At 67.1% G+C, this 22,950-nt stretch carries 24 protein-coding genes; 14 read left to right on the forward strand and 10 right to left on the reverse strand.

Annotated features, from left to right (window positions below):
• Positions 1-444 precede the first annotated feature (444 nt).
• The 3 genes from NVU01S_RS10830 to NVU01S_RS10840 all read left to right on the forward strand — a co-directional run bounded on the left by NVU01S_RS10830 (position 445) and on the right by NVU01S_RS10840 (position 2,410).
• Complete coding sequence (locus NVU01S_RS10830) at positions 445-1,143, forward strand: chymotrypsin family serine protease (RefSeq protein ID WP_029897474.1); 699 nt, start codon at positions 445-447, stop codon at positions 1,141-1,143.
• Between the two features lie 275 nt (positions 1,144-1,418).
• Positions 1,419-1,934: a hypothetical protein gene (locus tag NVU01S_RS10835; protein ID WP_052281030.1), complete on the forward strand. Its 516-nt coding sequence runs from the start codon at positions 1,419-1,421 to the stop codon at positions 1,932-1,934.
• 137 nt (positions 1,935-2,071) lie between these two features.
• Positions 2,072-2,410, forward strand: a complete 339-nt coding sequence (locus tag NVU01S_RS10840; protein WP_156161785.1) for a hypothetical protein — start codon at positions 2,072-2,074, stop codon at positions 2,408-2,410.
• A gap of 13 nt (positions 2,411-2,423) precedes the next feature.
• On the opposite strand, the gene NVU01S_RS10845 is transcribed toward NVU01S_RS10840, so the two are convergent.
• Positions 2,424-3,902: an MFS transporter gene (locus NVU01S_RS10845; RefSeq protein ID WP_043677001.1), complete on the reverse strand. Its 1,479-nt coding sequence runs from the start codon at positions 3,900-3,902 to the stop codon at positions 2,424-2,426.
• A gap of 49 nt (positions 3,903-3,951) precedes the next feature.
• A complete protein-coding gene (gene lppU / locus NVU01S_RS10850) occupies positions 3,952-4,557 on the reverse strand; it encodes an LppU family putative lipoprotein (RefSeq protein WP_052281029.1) in 606 nt (201 codons plus the stop codon).
• 190 nt (positions 4,558-4,747) lie between these two features.
• On the opposite strand from lppU, the gene NVU01S_RS10855 reads away from it, so the two are divergent.
• The 8 genes from NVU01S_RS10855 (at position 4,748) to NVU01S_RS10890 (ending at position 13,820) form a co-directional block, all read left to right on the forward strand.
• Positions 4,748-5,287: a DUF6764 family protein gene (locus NVU01S_RS10855; protein WP_043676999.1), complete on the forward strand. Its 540-nt coding sequence runs from the start codon at positions 4,748-4,750 to the stop codon at positions 5,285-5,287.
• A 49-nt stretch (positions 5,288-5,336) separates the two neighbouring features.
• Positions 5,337-6,608 carry a serine hydrolase domain-containing protein gene (locus NVU01S_RS10860; RefSeq protein ID WP_043676997.1) on the forward strand — a complete coding sequence of 424 codons (1,272 nt, stop codon included), beginning with the start codon at positions 5,337-5,339 and terminating at the stop codon, positions 6,606-6,608.
• Between the two features lie 58 nt (positions 6,609-6,666).
• Entirely contained in the window at positions 6,667-8,082 is a 1,416-nt protein-coding gene (locus tag NVU01S_RS10865) for a cytochrome P450 (protein WP_052281028.1), read from the forward strand.
• A gap of 286 nt (positions 8,083-8,368) precedes the next feature.
• Positions 8,369-9,289 (forward strand): L,D-transpeptidase, encoded by a 921-nt coding sequence (locus tag NVU01S_RS10870; protein ID WP_014989187.1) that lies wholly within the window; start codon positions 8,369-8,371, stop codon positions 9,287-9,289.
• Positions 9,290-9,514: 225 nt separating this feature from the next.
• Entirely contained in the window at positions 9,515-10,444 is a 930-nt protein-coding gene (locus NVU01S_RS10875; RefSeq protein ID WP_175068885.1) for a carbohydrate ABC transporter permease, read from the forward strand.
• 50 nt (positions 10,445-10,494) lie between these two features.
• On the forward strand, positions 10,495-11,307 hold the full coding sequence (locus tag NVU01S_RS10880) for a carbohydrate ABC transporter permease (protein WP_014989189.1): 813 nt from the start codon (positions 10,495-10,497) through the stop codon (positions 11,305-11,307).
• Between the two features lie 16 nt (positions 11,308-11,323).
• The gene (locus NVU01S_RS10885; protein WP_082032262.1) at positions 11,324-12,652 is read left to right on the forward strand and encodes an ABC transporter substrate-binding protein; all 1,329 of its coding nucleotides are present in this window, start codon (positions 11,324-11,326) and stop codon (positions 12,650-12,652) included.
• Positions 12,653-12,743: 91 nt separating this feature from the next.
• Complete coding sequence (locus NVU01S_RS10890; protein ID WP_043676994.1) at positions 12,744-13,820, forward strand: ABC transporter ATP-binding protein; 1,077 nt, start codon at positions 12,744-12,746, stop codon at positions 13,818-13,820.
• Between the two features lie 158 nt (positions 13,821-13,978).
• Here the strand turns inward: NVU01S_RS10890 and NVU01S_RS10895 are convergent, their stop codons facing one another.
• The 5 genes from NVU01S_RS10895 to NVU01S_RS10915 all read right to left on the reverse strand — a co-directional run bounded on the left by NVU01S_RS10895 (position 13,979) and on the right by NVU01S_RS10915 (position 18,015).
• Complete coding sequence (locus NVU01S_RS10895; protein WP_043676992.1) at positions 13,979-14,434, reverse strand: type II toxin-antitoxin system VapC family toxin; 456 nt, start codon at positions 14,432-14,434, stop codon at positions 13,979-13,981.
• On the reverse strand, positions 14,427-14,636 hold the full coding sequence (locus NVU01S_RS44160) for a hypothetical protein (protein ID WP_043676989.1): 210 nt from the start codon (positions 14,634-14,636) through the stop codon (positions 14,427-14,429). Before NVU01S_RS44160 ends, NVU01S_RS10895 begins: the two co-directional genes overlap by 8 nt.
• Positions 14,637-14,667: 31 nt before the next feature.
• On the reverse strand, positions 14,668-16,686 hold the full coding sequence (locus tag NVU01S_RS10905) for a M13 family metallopeptidase (RefSeq protein ID WP_156161784.1): 2,019 nt from the start codon (positions 16,684-16,686) through the stop codon (positions 14,668-14,670).
• A gap of 86 nt (positions 16,687-16,772) precedes the next feature.
• Positions 16,773-17,153 carry a DUF397 domain-containing protein gene (locus NVU01S_RS10910; protein WP_043676988.1) on the reverse strand — a complete coding sequence of 127 codons (381 nt, stop codon included), beginning with the start codon at positions 17,151-17,153 and terminating at the stop codon, positions 16,773-16,775.
• A gap of 10 nt (positions 17,154-17,163) precedes the next feature.
• Positions 17,164-18,015, reverse strand: coding sequence for a DUF5753 domain-containing protein (locus NVU01S_RS10915; protein WP_043676987.1), 852 nt, complete (start codon positions 18,013-18,015; stop codon positions 17,164-17,166).
• Between the two features lie 135 nt (positions 18,016-18,150).
• On the opposite strand from NVU01S_RS10915, the gene NVU01S_RS10920 reads away from it, so the two are divergent.
• On the forward strand, positions 18,151-18,645 hold the full coding sequence (locus NVU01S_RS10920) for a hypothetical protein (RefSeq protein ID WP_043676986.1): 495 nt from the start codon (positions 18,151-18,153) through the stop codon (positions 18,643-18,645).
• Here NVU01S_RS10920 and NVU01S_RS10925 read toward each other — a convergent pair.
• Positions 18,642-19,127, reverse strand: coding sequence for a DUF4190 domain-containing protein (locus tag NVU01S_RS10925; protein WP_043676983.1), 486 nt, complete (start codon positions 19,125-19,127; stop codon positions 18,642-18,644). The genes NVU01S_RS10920 and NVU01S_RS10925 overlap by 4 nt on opposite strands.
• Before the next feature lie 135 nt (positions 19,128-19,262).
• Entirely contained in the window at positions 19,263-20,036 is a 774-nt protein-coding gene (locus tag NVU01S_RS10930) for a pirin family protein (RefSeq protein ID WP_043677076.1), read from the reverse strand.
• Between the two features lie 248 nt (positions 20,037-20,284).
• On the opposite strand from NVU01S_RS10930, the gene NVU01S_RS10935 reads away from it, so the two are divergent.
• Entirely contained in the window at positions 20,285-20,800 is a 516-nt protein-coding gene (locus NVU01S_RS10935) for an NUDIX domain-containing protein (RefSeq protein ID WP_167829424.1), read from the forward strand.
• Between the two features lie 63 nt (positions 20,801-20,863).
• A complete protein-coding gene (locus NVU01S_RS10940; protein ID WP_043677071.1) occupies positions 20,864-22,171 on the forward strand; it encodes an MFS transporter in 1,308 nt (435 codons plus the stop codon).
• A 45-nt stretch (positions 22,172-22,216) separates the two neighbouring features.
• On the opposite strand, the gene NVU01S_RS10945 is transcribed toward NVU01S_RS10940, so the two are convergent.
• On the reverse strand, positions 22,217-22,795 hold the full coding sequence (locus tag NVU01S_RS10945; RefSeq protein ID WP_052281026.1) for a hypothetical protein: 579 nt from the start codon (positions 22,793-22,795) through the stop codon (positions 22,217-22,219).
• Between the last annotated feature and the right edge of the window lie 155 nt (positions 22,796-22,950).

Genomic DNA, 22,950 nt, shown 5'->3' on the forward strand with positions numbered 1-22,950 from the left:
ACACCACCCTCTTGTGATTGCAGTCATAGACCTCGGCCACAGTGCGCGTAACGCTATGACGTGGGACATCGACATTGGGGCATAGCCCAAACGGGCGGGCCTCGACGTTGGCACAAGTGACAGGTCAGGCAGGGAAACGACGGGCCGGAACGGACCATCCGGGCAATTTATTCGGACAATATTCAGGCAAAATACCTTTTGATTCCGGAACCGTACGAAACGGACCGCACTACTACCGGAGTACAAACAGGAACCGAACAAAAGGATTTTCCATAGCGTGTCGCTATCGGCGCCGATAAGAGACAAAAGGGAGGATTTGCCTGAAATAGGGTGGACGCCGGACCGACGCGGACACCCTGCTGTAGATGACGCGCCCGGACAGAAATACTGACACGATGGGTGCGACAGATTGATATCGTGCGGGCTTCCGACGTCTGGAGGGACATGTTCAGCAAACTCGCCAAGGTGGCCAACGCCGCCTTCGCCGTAGCCCTGGGTGCGGCGCTGCTGGGGACGGGCGCGGGGGCCGCGCAGGCCGATCCCGGCCCACCGGTCGTGGGCGGCGGCTCCGGCATCATCATCTCCGACACGCCGGGAGCCCTCAGCGACCAGTTGTTCGAGTGCACGGTCACCACGGTCGGCCGCGACGGCGCGGGGCGCCTCGTCGGCTTCACCGCCGGGCACTGCGGCGAACCCGGGTACGAGGTCTACGCCGAGGCCGACCGCGGCGCCGGCGTGATCGGCCGGTTCGTCTACTCCAACCACGATCTGGACTACGCCGTCCTCGAATTCAACGAGAACAAGATGATCCCGGTGAACCGGATCGGCAACGTCACCATCACCGGGCTCGGCGGACCCGCCCAGTTCCCGACGATCGTCTGCAAGGAAGGCCGGACCACCGGCAACACCTGCGGCATCAGCTGGGGCGACGTGTTCGGGTCGAACACCGAGACCTGGAGTCAGATGTGCGTCGTGGAGGGCGATTCCGGCGCGCCGGTCGTCGTCGGCTCCACGCTGGTCGGCATGGTCAACGCCTACCTCGCCGTCGCGTGCTTCGGCCCCGAGGTGGGCACCAACATGTCCACGATCACCGACGACGTCAACGCTCGCGGCGGCATCGGAGCGGGATTCCGGCCGATCTGACGTTTTCTGCACAGCGCGGCGGCGCACCACTGCGACAGTGGTGCGCCGCCGTTTTTGTCGAACTGCCATCGTCGGTTGTACTGCCATGTCGCACTGCCACTTCGGATCGACAACCTTTACCGCGCGCCGGGCTGTCCGCTAACTTCAGTTGTGCCGGCACCGCACATCCATCGGGGGACACAGAAATTCATTCGGTTACGAATGCTGTTTCGCAATAGCTACTTTGCAGTGCTGACCCCTGAGCCAGATACGTCGAACGAAGATCAGGGAAAAAAATGAATATCCGACGCAGCGTTACCGCCGGCATTCTGGTGCTGGCCACCACGATCACGATCACCGGCGGCTCTGCCGCCGTCGCGACCGCAGCCCCGACCGGCCAGGTCGTGCACAGCCGACTGCAGGCGGACCGCTTCGAGATACCCACGCGGCGGCTCGAACCCTCCGCGGCGGCACGGCAATACGCCGAAGAGCGACTCGGCCCGGACGGCATCGCCGACATCCGGCAGGCCCACACCAGTGCCAATGCCGAACTCCGGCGGAATGCCGCCCTGCCTGCGGCGGGGCTGCTGCTGGCCGCGGCCGCCTGGTGCGCCCGAGGCGCGCTGGGCAGCGTGGCGACCTCCGTCCTCGACGACATCTCGAACGGCGGACAGGGGACCAACTACGCCAGGAACGCCATCATCGGTTGCCTGGTCGGCGAACTCGGCGGCGTGGTCTGGAAGTTCATCAAGAACAAGGACCGGCTGATCGCGGTGGTGGCGGCGGTACTCATCCGCTTCCCGAAGGGCTGACCAGCAACCGTCCGGGTCGGCGAGCGGTAACGAGCCGCCGGCCCGGCACGGTGTGGATACGATCGATCGAGATCGGCATCGAGAGCACGAACGCCGTAGCGTGATCGGCAAGAAACAGGGGCGGCATGCTTCCATACGTGATTATTATCGGCTACAGCGCAGTGCTTTTCATGGTCGCACGTTCCGCGATACAGGGCCATCGTGGACAAGGTCTGCGCGACACCCCTTTTCGTGAGGAGGTGTCCGATCGAGTATTGACCGATCCGGCACTCAGAGGCCGGGCGAACCGCGCGATCCGAAACTACGGTCTCGCCGCTTCGGCAATGTGTATCCCGCCGATCATCGCGATGATCAATATCCTGCGACACGATATCGACCGGCATGTCTCCACGCCGTTTCTGATTTTCCTCACGATATATACCGCGGCGATTATCTGCGTAGCGCTCTACCCGGCCGTGCACATCCGAAAGATGTGACGCGGGCACACCCTCACTGCGCCGCTCGCTCGTCCGGCTGCGGCGCTCGCTCGCTCGGCGCGAGCGCGGGTCCGGTGGCCGCGGCGCACTGCGGCAGGCAGTCCACGCTGTCCAGGCTCGGCGGGCGCCGCGGCGAGCGCAGCAGCACACCGGCGAGCACCGCACCCGCGACCAGCAGCCCGACGCAGATCCACATGGCCTTGGCGAAGCCGTGGTCGAACGCGACGGGATCGCCCAGCGCACCGGAGATTCCGGCCAGGCCGGGCAGCGCGGCGACGGCGAGCAGTTGCGCGGTGCGCGCGACCGCATTGTTCACCCCGGAGGCGATACCCGCCTCGCTCGGCGGCACCGCACCGAGCACGGCTCCGGTCAGCGGGGCGACCAGCGCGGTGAGCCCGAGCCCGAAGACGAGCACGCCGGGCAGCACATCGGTGAAATACGTGGTGTCCGGGCCGATCCGGAGCAGCAACACCAGTCCACCCGCGGCGAGCAACGGACCGACCGTCATCGGCAGGCGCGGGCCGTGCACCTGGGCCCACCGGCCGGCCCGCGCGGACAGCAGCAGCATGACCAGCGTGACGGGCACGGTCGCGACACCCGACATCAGCGGTGAATACCCCGCCACCAGTTGCAGTTCCAGCACCAGCAGGAAGAACACGCCGCCGAGCGCGGCGTACACCGCGAGGGTGACCAGGTTGGCCGCGGTGAAGACCCGCGAGGCGAACAGCGCGGGTGGCACCAGCGGATGGTCGCTGCGCAACTCGATCACCACGAACGCGGCGAGCAGCAGCAGCCCGGCGACGACGAGCAGCGGCATGGTGTCGATCAGGCCGAAGGTCAGCGCGCCGAGGGCGAGCGCGACCACGAAGGCGCCCGGCACGTCCAACCGGGTCCCGGCGTTCGGATCCCGGCTCTCCGGCACATGTTTCAGTGCGACGAGCACGACCACCACCGCGAGCGGCACATTGATGAAGAAGATGGAGCGCCAGCCCGCGACCTCGATCAGCCAACCGCCGAGGAACGGGCCGAGCGCGCCGGAGACGCCGCCGAAGCCCGACCACAAACCGATTGCCGCGCCCTGATCACGCCGATCGATCGACGAGGAGATCAGGGCGAGGCTGCCCGGGGTCAGCATCGCCCCGGCCACACCCTGCAGAATCCGGGCGAACACCAGCATCTCGATGTTCATCGCGGCGCCGCACAGCACCGAGGCGAGCGCGAACCCGATGGTGCCCCAGACGAAGACCTTGCGCCGGCCGAGCCGGTCGCCCAGCGAGCCGCCGAGCAGGATGAACGACGCCAAGGTCAGCGTGTAACCGTTCAGAGTCCACTGCAGGCCCGCGACGTCGGTGTCGAGCGATTCGCCGATCCGGGGCAGCGCGATGTTCACGACGGTGGCGTCCAGCGAGGCCACCGACGAACCGAGGATCGTGCCGAGCAGAATCCAGCGCCCGGTGGACGATTTCAGCCGCGGGAGATCAGTCGTGCTCACCGACCCAACATAATGCGCAGGATCGAACAGCGGCGGTATTCCGGTGGTGTCAGAGTTCCTGGACGCAGACCACGAAATGCCGTTCCTCGTAGACATAGCCGGAACCGCTGTCGCAGGCGCTGACATCGCTGGCGCCTTCGACCCGGTTGACCACCTTGACGCCCTTCTGCGGCGTCGCGCCGGTGCAGTCGATCCGCTTGGGGTCGTCGCCGCCGACATCCATGCAGCCGCCGACCACCCAGTCGATATCCAGGCAGTACGCGCCCTGTTCGATGCCGTTGAGGGTTTCGGCGTAGTAGTTGTCGGCGTCGCCGACGCAGGCCGTGCTCTTGGGCGCCTTGCCGATCACCTTGTAGTTGGCCGCCCGGCTGCCGCACGAGGCCTTCGCGATGGTGGCGTTGCTGGTGGTGCCGCCGAGCGTGACGCAGTCGCCGATGTTCGCCTCGAAGTCGGTGTTGCCACCTTTGTTCGTACTGGTGGGCGCCGGCTTACCGGACGAAGGCTTGGGCGTGACCGAGACGGCATCAATGGTGCCGTTGTTCACCGCGGGCTGCGCGTGACCGCTGATGGTGGAGCTACAGCCCACCAGCACGAGGGCGGCAACACCGACCAACGTCGCAAACGCGACACGACCCCAGGTCAGTTGACCAGACACGTACAGTCCTCCCGAGCTGTAGTGCTTCGAACTCGGACCCCCGGAAAGAATTCGAAGTGCGCAAAGCAGTGCTTGAAATACACGCCATGCATACACCATGGACCGCGCACACGTCGACCCGACTGCGGAATCAGGCTGCTAGCAACCGATCTGAGTACAGTGGTGTTTTCGGTGCGAGAGGAGTTTGTCCGTGAAGCTGATCAGCGCGATCGTATGCGCGACTGCCGCGGCAGGGGTCTCGCTGACCTTATCCGGCACCGCCTCAGCTACCGACGTGCAATGCACTTCGGCGCATGGGACCGACATCACCGTCATCGACGGCAAGACCGCCTGCCGGGCGGCCACCGACCTGCTGGGTGAGGCCAAATCGCTCGGCATCGACGGTATCGGTTACGCGAACGCCACGGCGGGCGCCCGCGCGCTCGGCATCGGTATCGCGGGCGGGGTCGGCGCGGGCGAGGGTTCGGGCGGCATCCCGCTGGCGATCGGCGTCGGACAGGACGCCATCGCGCTCAGTTCCATTGATCGCGACGATGTTTCGTCCACCGTGTGGCCGCCGGTGCTGGCAGTGTCGGTCGCCTTCGAAGGGTCGCGCGCGAGCGCGCGGACGGCCGAGACCAGCGTGGTCTGTCTGGGCGGCGGCGCCTTCGCCTGGAATTCGAGCACCGGCGACACCTGTCTCAGCACGCCGCTGGGCCGCTGGCAGACCGGCGACGAGCGGTTACCCTGAGGGACGGTCCGACGATCGGTGGTCAGGAGGTGACCTCATGGTTTCGGCAATGGCGGCAGGCGGCTTCGACGGTCGCGCCGAGCGCGGCGAACTCCTCGCGCCCCGGGAGATGCTGGTCGACCCGCGCTTCATCCGGCTCGCGGACCAATTCTTCGGCATGTTCGAGCAACCCAGCCGCGGCGGCGGCGCGCTGGCCGTCTACCTCGACGGCAGGCCGGTGGTCGACATCTGGGGTGGCTGGGCCGCCAAGGACCGGCGCTGGAACGGCGAGACCGTCGCGCTGACCTTCTCCACCGGCAAGGGCGTCGCCTCCACCGTCGTGCACCGGCTCGCCGAGCGCGGCCTGATCGACTACGACGCGCCCGTGGCCACCTACTGGCCCGAGTTCGGCGCGCACGGCAAGGCCGACATCACGGTGCGCGATGTTCTGTCGCACCGGGCCGGGCTGCATCGGGTGCGCGGCCTGGTGCCCGGACGCGAGGGCATTCTCGACTACGCGGCCGTGGTCACCGCGCTGGCCGAGAGCCCGGCCGACCCGCGCCGCATCCGCACCTCCGGCTATCACGCGATCACCTTCGGCTGGCTGGTCGCCGAGATCGTGCAGCGGGTGACCGGCGATCCGTTCACCGAGGTGGTGCGCCGCGAGATCGCCGAACCGCTCGGGCTCGACGAGTTCTGGTTCCGGGTACCGGAAGCCGAGCGGTACCGGATCGCCAAGATCTTCCCGCACCTGAGCCCGCCCGGGATCCGCTGGAACACCGCGTCGTCGGTGCTGTCCTGGGTGCGGCCGATCCGCGGACTCGCCGAGGCGGGCATGCCGGAGAGCTTCGACGAACTGGTCCGCGACCCGCGGGTGCACGACGCGGTGATGCCCGGCTGGAACGGCGTCTTCTCGGCCCGCGCGCTGGCCAGGATGTACGGCGCGCTCGCCAACCAGGGCACGGTGGAACTCCCGCAGCCCGGTGGCGGCAGCCGGACCGTGCGTTTCCTGCGACCGGAGACGATCGAGACGATCAACCAGGTGCAGCCCGCGGAGAGCCGGGACTACGTGCTCGGCCTGCCGCTGCGCTTCACCCTCGGCTATCACCGGCCGGTGCTGATGTCCAAGCAGCAACCGCGAAAAGCGTTCGGCCACTACGGTGTCGGCGGGTCCGGGGCCTACGCCGATCCGGAGCTGGGCATGTCCATCGCGTTCGTCACCAACCGGCTCGGCAACGCGGTGACGGCGCTCGGCGATGCCAGGCTGGCCCGGTTGGCGGCGACGACGCGGGCCACGGTGCGCAAGGCCAAGCCCGCGGTCACGGTCGACGAGAGCGACTGAGCCACGCCGCGGCGCCGGCATGGTCGGGTCGAACCTCGGCCACGGCCGCTTCGTTGCTATGAGTATGGAAGAGGACGCCGCTGGTCCCGGCCCGCACGCGCCGCCGATACCGGTTGCGCGGCTCCCGCGACCACGGCCGTTGCTGTGGCACGCACTGCGGGCGGGCCTGGATTTCGAGGGGTATTTCCGCTGGCGGCGGGCGCGCGACGGCGACCCCCTCTATTGCGAATTTCCCGGTATGGGGTCGGCGTTGTTCACCGGTACCGCCGCGGGTGCCCGCGAAATGTTCCGGGTGCCGGTCGAATCGGTCGAACCGCCGCGGCCCAATCCGATCGAGCCACTGGTCGGCTCGGCGTCGCTGATCCTGGCCGCGGGTGCGCGGCATCGTCGCGATCGGGCGCTGCTCACGCCCGCCTTCCACAGCACCCGGATCCGCGAATACGGCAAGCTCATCCGGGACGCCACCCGCGCGGAACTGGCGGGCGACACCGGCCCGGCGTGGGTTCCCGGTGCGCGCATCGATGCGCGGGCGGCCGCGCGTTCGATCACGTTGCAGGTGATTCTCACGGCCGTGTTCGGCGTGCACACCGCACGGCACCGCACCGAATACGTCGGCGCGATCGGCGCGTTCCTCGACGCGTTCTCCGGGCCGTTGATGCTGCTGCCGGTGTTGCGGCGCAAGGCCTTCGGCCTCGGGCCGTGGGATCGGTTCGTGCGGGCGCGGGCCCGCCTGGACCGGTTGATCCGCGACGACATCGCCCGCAGGCGAGCCGATCCGCACCGCCGCACGACCGACCTGCTCGGCCTGCTGCTGAGCACCCGGTACGACGACGGCACCGTGATCTCCGACGCGGAGCTGTGCGACGAACTGCGCACCCTGCTCGTCGCCGGGCACGAGACCACCGCGACGACGCTGGTCTGGGCGCTGTATCACCTGCATCGCGCGCCGTCGACGCTGGAACGACTACGCGCGGAACTGCGGGCCATCGGACGGGCGGCCGATCCGGCGGAACTGGCGCGGCTGCCCTATCTGGACGCGGTGTGTCAGGAGACGCTGCGGCTGCACCCCGCGGTGCCGATCGTGGTGCGCAGGCTGACCGCGCCGGGCACGCTGTGCGGGATCGCCCTGGCGACGGGCGACACGATGGGGGTCGCGGTGCCGTTGCTGCATTCGGATCCCGCGGTGTGGTCCGCGCCCGAACTGTTCCGTCCGGAGCGGTTCCTCGAACGCCGGTATCGGCCCTACGAATTCGCGCCGTTCGGCGGCGGGCATCGGCGGTGCGTCGGCGCGGCGCTGGCGGACTATGAACTGCGAATTGCGTTGGCCACCATTATCGGCGACGTGCGGTTGCGCCTGCCGCAACGGTATGCGCACGGACGTCCGCCAATTTCGGTGCCGCACAACATAGCAACCGGTCCGCATCGACCGATTCTGTTCGACATCATGAGTGATTTATGTCACGAAGATGTTTGACCGGGTCGGCGCGGCGGCCTACCAGCGGCGGTCCGCGGCGCGGCGGACTCGCCGACGTGACCGGTAACTTTCACTGAACCACATGAAGGCGGACCGGCTATGTGACGGCTACCACACCAGCCGGTCTGCTCGAATCATTATGAAAGACAACTGGCTTCAGGTCACCCCGGGACGGTAGGAAGGACGGCAGGGTCGGGCCGTCAATACCCGTGGAGTGCTCTGCCGGCTCCCGGGCGAATGAGATCTTTGTTCACGCGCGCGTCTATACGTGCGCGCGAGAGATGGAATGGACGAGAAACCTATGCATGTCGCTTCGCACACCGGGTCGCCAGTCGCGCACCGCCGGGGAGCTCAGCTGTCCCGCCGGTTGCGCGCGGGCGCTCTGCTGTCCGCGACGATCGCGGCGGCCGGCGTCCTCCTGGTCGCCCCCGCTGGCGCCGAGCCCTTCCCCGGGTTCGGTTCCGGGTCCGCCGGGTCGGCGAACGAGCCGGCGCCGCAGCAGCCGAACTTCGCGCCCCCGTCGATCAACATCGCCGACGGCGAGGTCGTCGGGGTGGCGCAGCCGATCATCATCAACTTCAAGGAGCCGGTGCCCGACCACGCGCTCGCCGAGAAGTTCATCAAGATCACCTCGTCGAAGTCGGCGCCGGGCCACTTCTACTGGCGCGGCGACAAGCAGGTGCGCTGGCGGCCGAACGACTACTGGCCGGACAACATCGACGTGCAGGTGGAGGCGGGCGGCACGCGCAGCGCCTTCAAGATCGGCGACGCGTTCGTCAGCACCGCCGACGACAACACCCACACCATCACCATCACCCGCAACGGTGAGGTGGTGAAGACGATGCCGACCTCGATGGGCAAGCCCAAGCACGAGACCCCCAACGGCATCTACATCGTCGGCGAGCAGCTGCCCAAGATGATCATGGATTCGTCCACCTACGGTGTGCCGACCACCGACCCCGAGGGTTACAAGCTCGAGGTCGAGTACGCGACCCGCATCTCCAACAGCGGCATCTTCGTGCACGCGGCCCCGTGGTCGGTCGGCCAGCAGGGCAAGTCCAACACCAGCCACGGTTGCCTCAACGTGAGCACCGAGAACGCCAAGTGGTTCATGGAGAACTCCCGGCGCGGCGACCCGGTGGTCGTGGAGAACACCCAGGGCGGGGTGCTCAGCTCCAGCGACGGCCTGGGCGACTGGAACCCGTAGCTACCGCCACTTCTCGCACGAGGCGAGTCACGAGGTTGCGCTGGCGCAACCGGTGACTCGCCTCGTTTGCGTTTGCGGCCCGTCGAGCGTGCACTTTATGTGCATTTGGGGAAATCGGTGATCATTCTGTTGGTCGTTTGATTCACTGAGCGCGTGCTCGAGAAGTTCAACAGCTCGGGGGCCAGCGTTAACCGGCTGTTTGCTCCTTTCCGTAGAGTGCGCGACGTGCGAATGCGGCCGGAGCGAGTTCTACCCCAACCGCGTGGACGTGGCTGGCGCGGCCGACCCTGGCAGGACTACGCGCTGTTCCTCGTGCTCGTCGTCCCGAATCTGGCGTTGCTGACGCTGTTCGTCTACCGGCCGTTGATCGACAACATCCGGCTCTCGTTCTACGACTGGAACATCTCCGATCCGGTGGCCACGTTCATCGGTGTGGCGAACTACCGCGAGTGGTGGGGGCGCACCGACTCCTGGGACATCGTCACCAACACCGTGGTGTTCACCCTGGCCGCGGTGGTCGGCAGCATGGTGCTGGGCCTGGCGCTGGCCCTGCTGCTGGACCGGAAGCTGTTCGGGCGCAACGTGGTCCGCTCGGCGATCTTCGCGCCGTTCGTGATCTCCGGCGCCGCGATCGGCGTGGCCTTCCAGTTCATCTTCGATCCGAGCTTCGGCCTGGTCCAAGACGTGCTGCACCGGATCGGCGTGGACCAGGTGCCGGACTTCTACCAGAACCCGCACTGGGCGATGTTCATGATCACCGTGACCTACATCTGGAAGAACCTCGGCTACAGCTTCGTCATCTATCTGGCCGCGCTGCAAGGGGTCCGGGCCGAGCTGATGGAGGCGGCCGAGATGGACGGCGCGAGCCGCTGGACCACCTTCACCAAGGTGTTGCTGCCGCAGCTGCGCCCGACCACCTTCTTCCTGTCGATCACCGTGCTGCTGAATTCGCTGCAGGTCTTCGACATCATCAACGTGATGACCCGCGGCGGGCCGCTCGGCACCGGGACGACGACCATGGTCTTCCAGGTCTACGAGGAATCCTTCCGCAACTTCCGGGCGGGCTACGGCGCGACCGTCGCCACCATCATGTTCCTGGTGCTGCTGGTCGTCACGCTGATCCAGGTTCGCGTCATGGATCGGAACGAACAGTGAAAACCGCAGGGGTAGAGACACGCTCGTATCGCAGGCGGCAGCGCGGTGTCATGGTGCTCGGCTACGCGGCCATGGTGTGCGTGTTGATCATCGTCGGGGTGCCGCTGTTCTGGATCTTCATCACCTCGTTCAAGGAACGCCCCGACATCTACGTGCAGCCCGCGGTGTACTGGCCGCACAGCTGGCGGCCGGAGAACTATTCCGACGCCACGACGACGCTGCCGTTCTGGACCTTCCTGCGCAACTCGCTGATCGTCACCGGCGTCGTCTCCGCGGTGAAGTTCGTGCTCGGCGTGTTCAGTGCGTACGGGCTGGTGTTCCTGCGCTTTCCGGGCAAGAACGTGGTGTTCCTGGTGATCATCGCGGCGCTGATGGTGCCGAACCAGATCACCGTGATCTCCAACTACGCGCTGGTCTCCCAGCTCGGCTGGCGAAACACGCTGGTGGGCATCATCGTTCCGCTCTGCGGCGTCGCCTTCGGCACCTTCCTGATGCGCAACCACTTCCTGTCGCTGCCCTCGGAGGTGATCGAGGCGGCCCGGATGGACGGCGCCAACTGGTGGCGGTTGCTCACCCGGGTGGTGCTGCCGATGTCCGGGCCGACCATGGTCGCGTTCGCGGTGGTCACCCTCGTCAACGAGTGGAACGAGTACCTCTGGCCGTTCCTGATGGCGGACGGGCCCGAGGTCGCGACGCTGCCGGTGGGCCTCACGCTGCTGCAGAACACCGAGAACCCGAGCGTCACCAACTGGGGGCCGGTGATGGCGGGCACGCTGCTCACGATGCTGCCCATCCTGCTGGTGTTCCTGGCGCTGCAACGTCACATGATCAAAGGCCTCACCTCGGGTGCGGTCAAGGGTTAGAAACAGGAGAAACCACGTGTCCACTTCTCAGTTCCCCGCGCTGTCCCGGCGCGGATTCCTCGGGCTGGCCGGCACGGTCGCCGCGGGTGCTGTGCTCACCGCGTGCGCGGGCACCGGCGGTGGGTCCAAGCAGTCCGGCGACTCCACCACGATCAACTTCTGGTCCAACCACCCGGGCAGCTCGAAAGACCAGGAAACCGAGCTGATCAAGCGGTTCACCGAGAAGTTCCCGGACCTGAAGGTGAACCTGATCGACGCGGGCAAGAACTACGAGGAGGTGTCGCAGAAGTTCAACGCGGCGCTCTCCGGTGGCGAGCTGCCCGATGTCGTGGTGCTCTCCGACGTCTGGTGGTTCAACTACGCGCTCAACGGCTCCATCGAACCGCTGGACGCGCACTTCGGCGCCGCGGGGGTGCAGCTCGACGACTACGTCGACTCGCTGGCCTCGGACTATCTGTTCAACGGCAAGCACTACGCGCTGCCGTACTCGCGTTCGACGCCGCTGTTCTACTACAACAAGGACGTGTGGGCGAAAGCCGGTCTGCCCGACCGTGGTCCGAACAGCTGGCAGGAATTCGACGAGTGGGGTCCCAAGATCCAGTCGGTGGTCGGCGACGGCAAGCTCGCGCACGGCTGGGGCGATGCGAAGAACTACCTGGCCTGGACCTTCCAGGGCCCGAACTGGACCTTCGGCGGCGCGTACTCCGATCAGTGGACGCTGAAGTTCACCGACCCCGGCACCATCGCGGCGGGCCAGTTCTTCCGCGACATGATCCACACCAAGAAGTACGCGGGCATCAAGCCGCAGATCGCCGTCGATTTCGGCACCGGCGTCATCGCCTCGACCATCGCGTCCACCGGTGACCTCAAGGGCATCAAGCAGAACGCCGAAGGCAAACTGCAGTTCGGCACCGCCTTCCTGCCGCACCCGAACGGGCCCGGCGTCACCACCGGCGGTGCCGGCCTGGCGATTCCGGCGCGGATCTCGGACCAGCGCAAGATCAACGCGCTGAAGTTCATCGAGTTCATCACCAACCCGACGAACACCGCGTACTTCTCGCAGCAGACCGGGTACATGCCGGTGCGCAAGTCGGCCGTCACCGACCCTACCGAACAGGACTTCCTGGCGAAGAACCCGAACGCGAAGGTCGCCATCGACCAGCTGCCGCTGACCAAATCGCAGGACTACGCGCGCGTGTTCGTGCCCGGCGGCGACCAGATCATCGGCACCGGCCTGGAACAGATCGGCCTGCAGAACGCCGACCCCGCAACGGTTTTCGGCAACGTCACCAGCCAGCTGCAGGCCATCATCGACCGGCAGATCACGCCGAAGCTGCCCAAGTAGTACCCCTGGTTCGTCATGGCGGCGGGCACCCGGCGGTCCGCCGCAATGACCTGGGGCGCAATTCGATTCATCCGAGGAAAGGCCGACAACGATGGCAACCGTGCAGTTCGAGAGCGTCACGCACCTGTATCCCGGTGCGCCGACGCCCGCTGTCGACAGCCTGGACATCGACATCGCCGACGGCGAATTCATTGTCCTCGTCGGCCCTTCGGGCTGCGGGAAGTCGACCAGCCTGCGCATGCTGGCCGGGCTGGAATCGGTCGAGGACGGGCGCATCCTGATCGGCGGCAAGGACGTCACGGGGCTGCCGCCACGCGCCCGCGACGTCGCCATGGTGTTCCAGAGTTACGCGCTGTACCCGAATATGACGGTCGCGCAGAACATGGGCTTCGCGTTGCGCAACGCCGGCATGAACAAGGCCGACACCCTGGTCCGGGTACAGGAGGCGGCCAAGATGCTGGAGCTGGAACACCTGCTGGACCGCAAACCCGCGAAACTGTCCGGCGGACAACGGCAACGGGTCGCGATGGGCCGGGCGATCGTGCGCAGGCCGCAGGTGTTCTGCATGGACGAGCCGCTGTCCAACCTGGACGCGAAGCTGCGCGTGAGCACCCGGTCCCAGATCGCCGCGTTGCAGAAGCGGCTCGGCACCACCACCGTCTACGTCACCCACGATCAGGTGGAGGCGATGACCATGGGCGACCGGGTCGCCGTGCTGCTCGACGGCAAGCTGCAGCAGATCGCCGCGCCCCGCGAGCTGTACGACAACCCGGTGAACACCTTCGTCGCGGGCTTCATCGGTTCGCCGGGGATGAACCTGCTGGAGGCGCCGGTCCGGGACGGGGCGGCGGTACTCGACGACCTGCGTATCCCGTTGCCGCGCACCGCGAAAACCGGCGATCGGGTGATCGTCGGCATCCGCCCGGAATCGTGGGAGGTCAGCACCGACGCCGACGGCCTCACCGTGGCCGCCGAACTACTCGAGGAACTCGGCGCCGAATCCTTCGTCTACAGCCACGGCGTGGCCGAGGACTGGAACAGCCGCTCCGGCAAGGTGGTCGCCCGAGTGGACCGCCGTTTCCAGGTAGCACTCGGCGACCAGCTCCGCCTCCGCCCCAAACTGGACGACGTCTTCTTCTTCGACGCCGACACCGAAGACCGCCTATGACGAGAACTCACTGACGGTCGTAGTCGAGCTGCGCTTTTCGCATCGACAAGCCTACTTCCGCGTACACCTCGTCGTAAGATCTCCGCTCCTCGGGCGTCATAGCGGCGAGTTCGGCATCTCTGAGCTTCTGGTAGCTAACCGTTCTCAACTGTGTTGCCCTAGCCCGCAGAATCGTCTTTGCGGCCGCCGCTGCGCAGGAGTTCGGTCTCGACCTCATCCAGCAGAGCGGTACACAGCTTGGCGTCGGCAGTCAGCAACGGTATGCGGCGCTCGATTGCCAACTGCGCGAACAATGCGTCGTACATTCCTAACCGTTTGCGCGCAGCCAGGTCTGCTGCGAGCTCCAATCGATCGGCTGTGATCTCGTGCACTACAACTCCTAGGTCATCGATCACTCGAACCGCCGCGACGAAACCTTCGCGGGTCAACCGTCTCGTCAACAGTCCCTTATTGCGCAGCACACCCGCCACTTCAACTCGTGCAAAATCAACTGTCTCTAACGATATGGCTCCATCTATGAAGTGCTGCTGCACCTCACGGGCGTGCTCGTAGCCGTCTTGATCGATGAACCAACGCAGGAAGACGGCGCTATCAACGAGGTAGTTGTCAGCCACGGTCCTCGTCCCGGAGTCGATGGAGCTCGTCCTCGATGCCGGTAACTCCGCGCATCCGGTCTTGCACATCCGCCAACGCCGCAGCGGCAGCGATCCGGCGGCTGCGGCGTGCTCGCTGGCGAGCCAGCTCCAGGACGGGCGCGAGCTCCCCGTCCGGTAGCTGGTCGACCAGTTCGTGCAGCTCGTCACGAAGTGCGCTCATGCTGCGAGTTTACCGCGAGAGCGGTGACCGCCTACCAGATGCGGACGCGGGCCTCGGGGGCTAGGTAGAGGGCGTCGTCGGGGGTGACGTCGAAGGCTTCGTGGAAGCTGTCGATGTTGCGGACCACCGCGTTGCAGCGGAATTCGGGCGGGGAGTGCGGGTCGATGGTGAGGCGGCGGATGGCTTCTTCGGTGCGGGCCTTGGTGCGCCACACCTGGGCCCACCCGTAGAAGACGCGCTGCAGGCCGGTGAGGCCGTCGAGCACCGGAGCCTCGGCGCCGTCGAGGGAGATCTTGTAGGCCTGCAGGGCGATGGACAGGCCGCCGAGATCGCCGATGTTCTCACCGATGGTGAATTCGCCGTTCACGGTGTGTTCGTCGGACAGGTCCTTGGGCGAGAGCACGCTGTACTGGTCGATCAAAGCCTTTGTCCGCTTACCGAATTCGGCACGGTCGTCATCGGTCCACCAGTCGACCATGTTGCCGTCGCCGTCGTACTTGGCGCCCTGATCGTCGAAACCGTGCCCGATCTCGTGGCCGATCACCGCGCCGATACCGCCGTAGTTGGCGGCGTCGTCGGCGTTCATGTCGAAGAACGGCGGCTGCAGGATCGCCGCGGGGAAGACGATCTCGTTCATGCCCGGGTTGTAGTAGGCGTTCACGGTCTGCGGCGTCATGAACCATTCGTCGCGGTCGACCGGGCCGCCGAGCTTGTTCAGGTCGCGGTCGTGATCGGCGGCGTAGCCGCTGCGGTAGTTGCCGACCAGGTCGGCGGGATCGATCCGCACATCGGAGTAATCGCGCCACTTGTCCGGGTAACCGATCTTCGGGGTGAACTTCTCCAGTTTGGCCAGCGCGGCCGCCCTGGTGTCGGCGCCCATCCAGTCCAGCTGGGTGATGTTGCGCCGGTAGGCCTCCTGCAGGTTGGCGACCAATTCCACCATCCTGGCCTTGGCCTCGGGCGGAAAGTGCTCGGCCACATACAGTTTGCCGACGGCCTCGCCGAGCAGGTCCTGCACCAGCGAGACACCGCGCTTCCACCGCTCACGGATCTCCTCGGCGCCGGTGAGCGTGCGCCCGTAGAACGCGAAGTTCTCCGCGACCAGGTCGTCGGTGAGATACGGTGCGCGCGAACGCAGCAGCCGCCACGCCGCCCAGGCCTGCCAATCGGCGAGCGACTCCGCCGCCCACACCTGCGCGAAGGTGTCCAGGTAACCCGGTTGCCGGACAACGACTTCGGCGAACACCTCGGGTCCCGACGCGGTCACGTGCTCCGCCAGTGCGGAAGTCCATGCCGCCCAATCGAACTCGGGGTGATCGGCGACGAGCGCGGCGAAGGTGGTCAAGTTGTAGCTGCGCTCGGCGTCCCGGCGGCGCACCACGTCCCAGTGCCCGGCGGCGAGCTTGCGTTCGAGTTCGAACACCCGCTGCCCCACGGTGTCCAGATCCTGCGGCAGCAGTTCGGCGATCCGGGGATCGCCCGCGGCGAGGGCGAACATGCGGCCGATGTGCGCGATGTAGGCCGTGCGGATCTCGGCGTGTTCGTCCTGGCGGTAGTACGACTCGTCGGGCAGACCGAGGCCGGACTGGGTGACCTGCACCAGGTAGCGGGCGGAGTTCTTGTCGTCGGTATCCACGTAGAAACCGACGGCGCCACCGACACCGGTGCGCTGCAACCGGCCGAGCAGGGCCGCGAACGCGCTACGGTCGGCGACCTCGTGGATGGCGGCGAGTTCGGCGGAGATCGGGACGAGCCCCGCGGCGGCGACCGTCTCGGTATCCATGAAACTGGTGAACAGATCGCCGATCTTGCGTGCGTCCGTGCCCGGCGCGGCGGCCTCGGCGGAGGCCCGCTCGATGATCGCCTGCACGTCACGCTCGGCCTGGTCGTACAGGGTGCGGAAGGCACCGTCCACCGCGCGGTCGGCGGGGATCTCGTAGTCGTCCAGCCATTTGCCGTTGACATGCGCGAACAGGTCGTCCTGCACCCGTACGCCCTGGTCGAGATAGGACAGATCAATACCGGAAGGACTGGTCAGCTCGGAAGTCACGCTATCCAGTATGCCCACGGACGGGCGGTGCGCAGGTGGGAGTCGGCCCCCCGGCCACGGCGGGCCGGGGTGCGGGGTGGCTGCGGTCAGACGGTCTGCGCGACGCGATCGAACTCACCGTCGTGCGCCCCGAGCAGGAAGGCATCCCACTCGGCGGGGGTGTAGTGCAGGACGGTGTCGCCGTGGCGCAACGTGGTGTGTCCCTCGGCGGTGGTGACGGCGATCAGGGTGCCATCGATGCGCCGACCGGCCCGCAGGCTGTCCAGGAACGCGGTCCATTCGGGTGCGGTGACGGTGATGACGGGCTCGTCGGCGGGGTGGTTGGCCGGATCGCGACGGTATTTGCTGTCCCGGACGAGCACCGCAGCACCATCGAAACGGACCTCGACACATTGGTTGCCGTTGTTGGACCGTGTCGAGGTGAACCAGCCGGTGGGAACTGACCGGTGGGTAGGAGTGGTGGCCATGGGCCGGATTTTACACGCCGGCATAGGCTCTGATCAGGGTCGATGACTCGTCACGGGCCAGCGATTGTTCTTGTGCGCGAACGTAAGCGAAGCTGAGATCGCGCACCAGATCCGGGTCGTCGACCGCCCCGCCGAACACCGCGCTCTCGGCCCAGCCGAAGGTGGGCAGCTGCTCGCCCGCGAAGTCGACCAGATGGAAACTGGACCCGCCGAGCACCGCACCCGCGGTGGCGGCGAACGGGATCACCCGCACCTCGACCGTGTCGAGCTCGTCGATCAGCTCGGCCAGATGGGTCAGCTGCCCGCGCAACACCTCGGGCCCGCCGGTCTGCTGCAACAGGGTGCCCTCGCCGATCACGGCGGTGAGTTGCACCGGTTCGACGCCGCGCAGCCGTTCCTGTCGGCGCATCCGGATCGAGACCAGCTGCTCCACCTGCACCGGGCGGATCATCACGTCGGCGCTGATCAGGGCGCGCGCGTAGTCCTCGGTCTGCAGCAGGCCAGGCACCACCAGGCTGTCGTAGCTGCGGATGCTCTGCGCGCCGAATTCCATGCCGTACAGCCGCTGTAGTTCGGGGCCGATCAGCGCGGACGACCTGGCCCACCACCCGCGCTGCTTGCTCGCGTCGAGCAGGGCGAGCAGCTCGGCCCGCTCCTCGGCTTCGACCTCGAGCAGTTCGAGCACCGGACCGATGGTGTTGGTGGTCAGTACCCGCCTGCCCTTTTCCACATGCGACCAATTCGCCGGGGTGAAGCCGACCCGTTTGGCGAAACCCGCCGAGTCGAACCCGCGTAGTTCGCGCAGCTCCCGCAGTCGCAACACCAGTTCCCAGCGGGCAACGGTTGGCGAGACGGGTGCCATGACAGGCGATCGTACGCGCGGGCACTGCACCGGCGTGTGACTATTGTCAATAGTGACGCACCGCACTATGGTCGGGTCTCAGCGGTCGATTCACTCCCACTTCACACGATCCACCCGCATCGAGGCAGGTTCGTCATGAGTTTGTCCCGCACCGAATCCGACGGTCATCCGGGCGTCCCGGACTACACCGCGATTCAGGACGCGCTCGCCCGCTGCCGCAGCTACCGCAAGGACCACGGCCTCTACGGCATCGTCGACCCGGCGCTGGGCCGCATCATGCTCGAGGTCGGCGCGGTCGGCGCGGTGGTCATGCCCGCCGCACTCGGTCAGCGGGTACGGACGCGACTCACCGAAACGTCGGCCGAGTCGCGGCCGGGGCCGATCATCGCGCATCCGCGCTCGTCGCGCTGGACCTTCCTGACCGGCCCGACCGACAACTCCTACCTCGACACCACGCTGTTCGCCGACCTGTTCCGGGTCTGCGCGTCCGTCGCGCTGCCGGGCAGCCACGTCGTGCTGCCCTCGCCCACCGACGAACACACCGGCTACCGCAACTGGATCGCGCCGCCCGAGCGCGACTTTCGCCGCGAGATGAGCGAGGTGCTGGCCGCTACCCGGGCGTGCGCCTAGCGCGGTGTGGGTGCGGGCGGCGGGGTCAGCGTGATGCTGAACCGGTCCTCGAGATTCTGGTTCCAGTCCCGCTCACACTGGTCGAGCTTGGCCTGGTCGTTGCCCGCCTTGCTGACGCAGTCGATGAAGTCCTTGCCGCCGGAGTCGACGAAGAAGCTGTAGCCGACGACGGCGAGCACGCCCGCGATGATCATGCCGAAGATGCCGAGCACCAGGCCGCTGATGGCCATGCCCGTACCGCCCGCGCGGCCCGAGCGGGCCTTGACCGCCGCGATGATGCCGAAGATGAGCGCGAAGACACCGAACAGGAAGCCGCCGACCACGGTCCAGCAGGTGAGCAGCGCGAGGATGCCGAGGACCAGCGCGGTGATCGCGAGTCCCTTGCCCTTCGGCGATTCCTGCCAGTACTGCCCGGGTTGCTGCCCCGGCGGCGGGTATCCGGGAGGTGGGGGATATTGGCCTGGAGGCGGGTATTGCGACATGGATTTCCTCTCCGGGGTGCGCAGGGATCGCCTACTGATCGCCCACGCTACGGGCGGATGTTAATAAAGTCGGGCATATCGACCACAGCTGGACAGATGTCGACCCGCGCACCGCGCAAGCCCGGAGCACCGCGCCTACTGCGCCCCCAACCGGGCGTGCATCTCCCACACCAGAATCTCCGATGGCCGCCGGGCGCGCACGCGCTGACCACCGGTCCGGGTCAGCCGGACCGCGTCGCCCTCGTCCAGGGTGCCGACGCCCTCCATATCCACCTCGCCACGCGCGACGAACACGTGCAGATACGGCGCGTCGGGCAGGTCGATCGTCTGCTCGGCGTCGCCGGACATCCGCGCCACGTGCAACGCCGCATGACTGCTGTTGATGGCGATCGCGGTGCGGTCCCGGTAGCGCGGCAGGCCCGCCGCCACCGTCACCAGGCCGCCGCCGACCAGCGCGTCATCGATCTCGAGCTGCTGATACCCCGGGGTCAAGCCGGGTTCGTCCGGTACCACCCACATCTGGACGAAATGCACCGGCTCGTCGTGTTCGGCGCCGTCGAGCCGCCACGAGTCGTTCTTCTCCGAGTGCAGGATGCCGGTGCCCGCGCTCATCCGCTGGGCGAGACCGGGGTAGATGACACCGCTGTGCCCGAGCGAATCCTGGTGCACCAGACTGCCGCCGAGCACCCACGTGACGATCTCCATGTCCCGATGCGGGTGGGTGTCGAAGCCCTGCCCGGGCGAGACCACGTCTTCGTTGTTGACGAGCAGCAGGCCGTGATGGGTGTTGTCGGGATCGTAGTGCTCCCCGAACGAGAAGGAGTGCTTCGAATCCAACCAGGAAACCCGCGTCTTCATGCGGTCGCCTGCTCGATGGACGTCGATGTGTGGTGTCGTGAGTGTGGACATCATGGTCCTCCTCTCGGGCCCGTGCACCGATCACCTTTCAGGGTAGGAGCACTTCCGTGGCGGTACTCCACATTCCTAGTAAATTGTCCTGCACTCGGCATTTTACGCGAGCGACCAGCGGGTGAACGCCAGGCGAGCAGAACCGACCGGTCCGCGCGAGCGGTGCCCGGCCCACCCACCGCGGCCCGCCGTTTCCGGGCCGGATTCGTAACATGATGTGCCGCAACGAAACCGGAGGTGACGGCGAGATGCGACCCGAGACGCTCGCGAGCCTCGAGCACCGGCTGCGCGCGCAGGCCCGGCGCGACGGCATCGCACATTTCGTCGTCGGGGTCGCGGTGTTCCGCGACGGCAAACTCCTGGTGGTGCGCCGGGTGCCCGACGACTACCACGGCGGCATGTACGAACTGCCCGGCGGCGGTGTGGAATCCGGCGAGACCTTCGCCGAGTGCGTGCACCGGGAACTGTTCGAGGAGACCGGGCTGCGGGCCCGGGTGATCACCGACTACCTCGGCGGATTCGACTACGCGACCAGAACGAAGTCCAAGGTGCGCAAGTACAGCTTCGTGGTCACCGCCGAGCCGGGGGAGGTGGCGCTGGCACCCGGCGAGCACGACGCCTTCGCCTGGATCGACGCCGAGGTGCTCGCGCGACTGCCGATGGCGCCCGACATGCGGGCCGCGGTGAGCGCTCTGGTCAGCGACCAGGCCCGCGCCGACCAGGCCCTTCGCGCTGATTCGGCGCGGCAGGGCCCGACCAACTAACCTCGCGGCGTGCCCACTGGTCGCTCCGAGAGCTCCACACCCGCGCCCGAGCGGCCGCTCCCGCTGCGGGTCGCACTGCGCGAGAGCCCGGGCGTGCTGCGGCTCGCGGTGGTGCGCTTCGCCGGGCAGTTCGGCGAGGGCATGTTCCAGGCGGCGCTGTCCGGCGCGATCCTGTTCAATCCCGAACGCCAGACCGACCCGTTGGCCATCGCGGCCGGTTTCACGGTGCTGCTGCTGCCGTATTCACTCATCGGACCGTACGCGGGCGCACTGCTGGATCGCTGGGATCGGCGGGCGGTACTGCTGGTCGCGAACGTACTGCGCGCGGTGTTGATCGGGGTGGTGTGCGCGGGCCTGCTCGCCGGCATCGGGGAGACGCCGCTGCTGTTGCTGGCCCTGGCCGTGGTGGGCATCAGCCGGTTCGTGCAGTCGGGCGTGTCGGCGGCGTTGCCGCGGGTGCTCGCGCAGGAATGGCTGGTGCCGATGAATTCGGTGCTCGCCACGGTGGCATCGGGGTGTGCGGCGCTCGGCGCGGCCACCTCGGTCGCGGTGATCGGACTGATCGGGGCGGGCGATTTCGGGTCGGCGGTCGCGGTGGCGATCAGCGGGATCGGATCGGTGCTCAGCGCGCTGCTGGCGGCCGGGTTCGCGCCGCGGGTGCTCGGACCGGAACCCAGCGTCGCGGCGAAGCACGACAGTGCCGTGCACGCCATCCTCACCGGTTTACGCACGGGCGCCTCGGCGGTGTGGGAGTCGAAGCAGGTCACGACGGCGATGCTGGGCATCGGCACGCATCGGATCGTGTTCGGCACCAACACCTTGATCATGGTGCTGGTGCTGCGGCAGACACCCGCCGCGGGCTCGGGTCTGAGCAACGGACTGCTCGGCTTCGGCGTGGCCATCGCCGCGACGGCCGCGGGCATGCTGGCCGCCGCGGTGGTCGCGCCGCTGCTGATTCCGCGGCTCGGGCGGCCGCGCACGGTCGTGCTGGGGCTGGTCTGCGCGACCGTGGTGCAGCTGACACTGGTCACGCCGATCGCCATCGCCGAGGCCGGGACGGCGGCCCAGCATGCGCATCGACTGCTGCTGGTCGGTGCGTTCCTGTTCGGCCTGGCCGGGCAGACGATCAAACTGACCGGCGACGCGACCATGCAGATCGACATCGACGATGCGCGGCGCGGTCAGGTCTTCGCGTTGCAGGACACCGTATTCAATATCGCGTTCATTGTCGCGATCGCCGCTGCGGCCGCGGTTATTCCGGATGACGGACGCTCCCTGCCGGTGATTGTCGCCGGCGCCGGAATCTATTGCGCGGGCATTGTCGCGATCTTGATGAATACCCGGCGACGGACCGAGCCGACGCTCGGCTGACCCGCTACGCAGGAATTATTGAAACAGCGCGGAATTCATGACGTTTCAGGCAATGGTGGGTGCTCGGCCGGGATCACCTCCGGTGCGATTCGTCGACTGGGTCAGATAGTCGGGCAGGTCCGTGTGGTCGTTATGCGGCAGGTTGTCTGCGGCGGTACCCGGCGGTTTCACCTCGGTGTGGATGGCGGGCGGATGAAAGGTGGCCGGGCGCATGGTCTCGAAGGGCGGCTCCACGGCACAGGGGACGACGGCCGAATCCTGCTGGGCGACCGCCGAGTCCGCTGCCTGCGGCCCCTCGCTCCCGAACCCGTCGGTGCGGTGGATCCAGTTGAGCGGCTCGTCGACCGCGTCGGCCGTGGTGCCGGTGACGTGGTGGTTCCAGGTGCCCAGACCGGTGGGGTCGGTATAGAAGTGGTCGAGCACGCCGTCGTCGTCCAGGTCCAGGGCCGCTACATCGGCGATACCGAGACCCGCGCTGTCCCACATGGCATCGTCGGTCAGCCCGTCGCCGTCGAAGTCGAGCCGTAGGGCGTCACCGGGACTCGCCAGTGACAGATCTGCCGCACCGGTCCAGACGTGCGGCGGGCCGACGCCGGTACCGAAGACGTACTCGATCTCGTCCATATTTGGTTGGACGCACCCGATCGGCAATCGGTTCCGCTATTTCGCCACAAATAATTTCGATCGCGAGGTCCGGCATTGCGGCGGGCCGGTCCGGTACGTTGATTTCGCTTCGCCCCGATTCGGCAGTGCGTCAACGAGTTCGAGAGGGAGTCAAC

The sequence above is a fragment of the Nocardia vulneris genome, assembly GCF_001613425.1.
GTDB lineage: Bacteria > Actinomycetota > Actinomycetes > Mycobacteriales > Mycobacteriaceae > Nocardia > Nocardia vulneris.

What these genes read in the sequence shown, in the direction of transcription:
- NVU01S_RS10835 (WP_052281030.1), top strand. Translation starts at nt 1,419, where the DNA reads ATGAATATCCGACGCAGCGTTACCGCCGGCATTCTGGTGCTGGCCACC.
- NVU01S_RS10915 (WP_043676987.1), bottom strand. Translation starts at nt 18,015, where the DNA reads ATGGCACCCGTCTCGCCAACCGTTGCCCGCTGGGAACTGGTGTTGCGA.
- NVU01S_RS10830 (WP_029897474.1), top strand. Translation starts at nt 445, where the DNA reads ATGTTCAGCAAACTCGCCAAGGTGGCCAACGCCGCCTTCGCCGTAGCC.
- NVU01S_RS10910 (WP_043676988.1), bottom strand. Translation starts at nt 17,153, where the DNA reads ATGGCCACCACTCCTACCCACCGGTCAGTTCCCACCGGCTGGTTCACC.
- NVU01S_RS10890 (WP_043676994.1), top strand. Translation starts at nt 12,744, where the DNA reads ATGGCAACCGTGCAGTTCGAGAGCGTCACGCACCTGTATCCCGGTGCG.
- NVU01S_RS10860 (WP_043676997.1), top strand. Translation starts at nt 5,337, where the DNA reads ATGGCGGCAGGCGGCTTCGACGGTCGCGCCGAGCGCGGCGAACTCCTC.
- NVU01S_RS10930 (WP_043677076.1), bottom strand. Translation starts at nt 20,036, where the DNA reads ATGTCCACACTCACGACACCACACATCGACGTCCATCGAGCAGGCGAC.
- NVU01S_RS10920 (WP_043676986.1), top strand. Translation starts at nt 18,151, where the DNA reads ATGAGTTTGTCCCGCACCGAATCCGACGGTCATCCGGGCGTCCCGGAC.
- NVU01S_RS10865 (WP_052281028.1), top strand. Translation starts at nt 6,667, where the DNA reads ATGAGTATGGAAGAGGACGCCGCTGGTCCCGGCCCGCACGCGCCGCCG.
- NVU01S_RS10880 (WP_014989189.1), top strand. Translation starts at nt 10,495, where the DNA reads ATGGTGCTCGGCTACGCGGCCATGGTGTGCGTGTTGATCATCGTCGGG.
- NVU01S_RS10945 (WP_052281026.1), bottom strand. Translation starts at nt 22,795, where the DNA reads ATGGACGAGATCGAGTACGTCTTCGGTACCGGCGTCGGCCCGCCGCAC.
- NVU01S_RS10935 (WP_167829424.1), top strand. Translation starts at nt 20,285, where the DNA reads ATGCGACCCGAGACGCTCGCGAGCCTCGAGCACCGGCTGCGCGCGCAG.
- NVU01S_RS10870 (WP_014989187.1), top strand. Translation starts at nt 8,369, where the DNA reads ATGGACGAGAAACCTATGCATGTCGCTTCGCACACCGGGTCGCCAGTC.
- NVU01S_RS44160 (WP_043676989.1), bottom strand. Translation starts at nt 14,636, where the DNA reads ATGAGCGCACTTCGTGACGAGCTGCACGAACTGGTCGACCAGCTACCG.
- NVU01S_RS10925 (WP_043676983.1), bottom strand. Translation starts at nt 19,127, where the DNA reads ATGTCGCAATACCCGCCTCCAGGCCAATATCCCCCACCTCCCGGATAC.